A 3,410-nucleotide genomic window follows, 5' to 3' on the forward strand; every position below is an offset into this window, starting at 1 on the left:
GCGGCACGCGCGACACCCACGCCCAGCCAGGAGGCGACCGACGTGACCACCCGCCAACCGGAGCCCAGCGCCGAGCCGGTCGACCAGACCGAGCTCGACCGCCGGCTCATCGAGGCGGCCTGGGCCGGCGACGTCGATCGCGCCCGGCGGCTGGTGGCCCTCGGCGCAGACGTGAACGCGCAGGACGACACCCAGCAGAGCGCGTTCCTCATCGCGACCAGCGAGGGGTACGACGACCTGCTCGCCCTCACCCTCCGCCACGGCGCGGACGTCGACGCGCGGGACAGCTTCGACGGCACCGGTCTCATCCGCGCCGCCGAGCGCGGCCACTGGCGGGTCGTCGGGCGGCTGGTGCGGGCCGGCGTGCGCCTCGACCACGTCAACAACCTGGGCTGGACAGCACTGCACGAAGCCGTGACCCTCGGCGATGGCAGCCGGCGTTACGTCGACACGGTGCGGATCCTGGTCGCGGCGGGGGTCGACGTGGCCATCCGGGCGAGCCGGGACGGCCGGACCGCCGTGGAGACCGCGCGGGCGAGGGGTTTCGGCGCGATCGCCGATCTCCTGTCCCGTGCCGCGCAGGGCGAGCGGGGCAGCCTCGACGGCGACGCGGACGCCGTGGCCCTGGCCCTACGCCACGACGCCGACATCGAGAGCCGCGACGCGCACGACCGCACCCCACTGCTGCTCGCGGTGACCGAGGACCGGGTCGACACCGCCCGGCTGCTGGTGGCCCTGGGCGCGGACCCGGACGCCCTCGACGACCGGCACGACACGCCGTGGCTGGTCACCGGGGTGACCGGCAGCGTGCCGATGGTGGAGGTGCTGTTGCCGGCGCACCCGGACCTGACGATCCGCAACCGGTTCGGCGGTACCTCGGTCATCCCGGCCAGCGAACGCGGCCACGTCGACTACGTCCGCCGGGTCGTGCGGACCGGCATCGACGTCAACCACGTGAACGACCTCGGGTGGACCGCGCTTCTCGAGGCGGTGATCCTCGGCGACGGGACCGAGCCCTACCAGGAGATCGTGCGGATCCTGCTCGACGCCGGTGCCGACCCGGCCATCGCCGACCACGACGGCGCCACGGCACTGCAGCACGCCGAGGCCCGGGGCCAGTCAGCGGTGGCGAGCCTCCTGCGCGGCTGAGCTCGCTGCCGCCTGCGCCCGGGCCAGGACCTCGCGCACGGGGCGGCCGAGGGCGTGTGCGGCGCGCACGACGTCCTCGTACTCCGGCTGAGCAGTCACCACCACGCCGTCGAGGCGGGCGAGCTTGACCGCGATCTCGAAGCCGTCCACGCTCACCGTCGCGAGCTCGCGGGGGAGGGCATGGCGGGCGACGGGGTACGCCCGGACCCCGATCGTCGTGGTCTCCCGGAAGATCGTGGCCCGGACCTCGGCCGCCCGGTCGGGGGAGGCCAGCGCGCGGAAGGTGTGCGCCGGACGACCCTTCTTCATCACGATCGGCGTCAGCCAGGCGTCCAGCGCGCCGGCCGCGAGCACGGAGGTGATGACGTCGGGCCACAACCTCGGGTCGAGGTCGTCGACGTTGGTCTCGAGCACGAGCAGGTCGTCGGCGTCCCCGGCCGCTGGCACGGGGCTGCCGACCAGCAGCCGGAGCACGTTGGCGTGCCCCTCGGGATCGCGGCCGCCTGCGCCGACGCCGATCTGCTCGGTGGTCATGGCGGGCTGGGGACCGTACGACGTCGCGAGCGTGGTCAGCAAGGCCGCCCCGGTCGGGGTGCAGAGCTCGGTGGCCGGAGCCGACTCGGGACCGGCGTACGACGGCACGCCGGTGAGCAGTGCGGCCACGGCGGGTGGCGGCACCGGGAGGGTGCCGTGCGCAGCGCGGATCGTCCCCGAGCCGACCGCGATCGGGCTGACCACGATCTCGGTCGGTGCGAGGTGCGCGAACCCGGCGCAGGTGCCGACCACGTCGGCGATCGCGTCCAGTGCGCCCACCTCGTGGAAGTGCACGTCGAGCGGGTCGTGCCCGTGCACCGCTCCCTCGGCGGCGGCGAGTCGTTCGAAGACGCGCAGGGCAAGGTCGCGGATGTCGTCGGACAGCGTGGACTCGAGCAGCATCCTGCGGATGTCGCGCCAGGTGCGGTGGTGGGCGGAGTCGGCGACGTCGACGTGCACGCGGGTCGCCGCGAAGCCGTTGCGGGTGACCGCCTCGGCGCGCAGCGTCATGAGCTCCGGCGACACCGCGGCCACCGCACGCTGGGGGACCTCGATCGAGACTCCGGCGCCGACCAGTGCGCCGAGCAGCATGTCGCCGCTGGCGCCTGACGAGGCGTCGACCCAGAGGGTCGTCATCGGGCTGCCCTGGCCACGCGGGCCGCGAAGACCCCGGCGCCGTAGCCGTTGTCGATGTTCACCACGGTGACCCCGGGGGCGCAGGAGTTGAGCATTGCCAGCAGTGCGGCCAGCCCGCCGAACGAGGCGCCGTACCCGACGCTGGTCGGCACCGCCACCAGCGGCGTGCCGGTCAGCCCGCCGACCACGGAGGGCAGCGCGCCCTCCATCCCGGCCACGACCACGAGGCAGTTGGCCGCCTCGAGCCGGTCCTTGACGGCCAGCAGCCGGTGCAGCCCGGCCACGCCGACGTCCTCGATCAGCTCGACCGCCGAGCCGTGCACCCGGATGCTCAGCGCCGCTTCGGCGGCCACCGGAGCGTCGCTGGTGCCGGCCGACACCACCGCCACCGAGCCACGGGGCTCGGGGAACGGGCCCAGGGTCGCGGCCCGGGCCACGGCGTCGACGTTCGCGTCCGGGAGGGAGGTGGCCACCTGGGCCATGGCGTCCTCGGACAAGCGGGTGGCCAGCACCGCGCGGTCGGGGTGGCGCTCGTGGAGGGTCCTGAGGATCGCGATGACCTGTCCCGGCGTCTTGCCCTCGCCGTAGACGACCTCGGCGTCGCCGGTCCGCCGGGCTCGGTCCATGTCGACCCGCGCGAACCCGAGGTCCTCGATCCGCGGGTCGTGCTCCACCCGAGCAGGCTAGTCGGAGCGCGTGGCGTGGGTGTCTGCTGGGCAGCGTGAGCACCGCCGACCACGACGCGCAGGGCACGCCGAGCTTCGTGGAGCTGACGACGCCGGACCAGCAGGCGGCCAAGGAGTTCTCCGGCGCGTTGTTCGGGGTTGCCTGCTGACCGCAGCTGGGGGGTTGCTGTCGGTGGGCGGTCAGTCAGCAACCCGGCGAGTAGCTGCGGGGTCGGGTCGGGATGGCCTGCTGACCGCCGCTCGGCCCCGACGGCTAGGAGACTGCTGAACAATCGCGCGGCGCCTGCGCCGCGATAGCCGCACGCTGGCTGTGTTGCCGCCCCTCGAAAGGCGCCCAGCCTGCCTTCGGGACGGACGCCTTGCCATCGCACGACTCTCGCGACGCAGGCATCCACGCCCTTGTTC

Annotated in this window: 3 protein-coding genes; 1 reads left to right on the forward strand and 2 read right to left on the reverse strand. The window is 74.1% G+C overall.

The genetic code is table 11. The annotated features are described in order from the left end of the window. Window positions 1–1,149: ankyrin repeat domain-containing protein (locus tag VFV89_RS14600; protein ID WP_329706680.1), on the forward strand; the 1,149-nt coding region annotated here is incomplete at its 5' end. Here the strand turns inward: VFV89_RS14600 and larC are convergent. Next, entirely contained in the window at window positions 1,120–2,319 is a 1,200-nt protein-coding gene (gene larC, locus VFV89_RS14605; RefSeq protein WP_329706681.1) for a nickel pincer cofactor biosynthesis protein LarC, read from the reverse strand. The two genes, VFV89_RS14600 and larC, sit on opposite strands and share 30 nt — an antisense overlap. After that, window positions 2,316–2,945, reverse strand: coding sequence for a nickel pincer cofactor biosynthesis protein LarB (larB, locus tag VFV89_RS14610; protein ID WP_329706682.1), 630 nt, complete (start codon window positions 2,943–2,945; stop codon window positions 2,316–2,318). Before larB ends, larC begins: the two co-directional genes overlap by 4 nt. Window positions 2,946–3,410 lie beyond the last annotated feature (465 nt).

Origin of the sequence: Nocardioides sp. (genome assembly GCF_036274455.1) — a bacterium.
Taxonomy (GTDB): Bacteria; Actinomycetota; Actinomycetes; order Propionibacteriales; family Nocardioidaceae; genus Nocardioides.

Excerpts from the sequence above, each read along its gene's own strand:
- larC (WP_329706681.1), bottom strand. The coding sequence starts at position 2,319 with ATGACGACCCTCTGGGTCGACGCCTCGTCAGGCGCCAGCGGCGACATG.
- larB (WP_329706682.1), bottom strand. The coding sequence starts at position 2,945 with ATGGACCGAGCCCGGCGGACCGGCGACGCCGAGGTCGTCTACGGCGAG.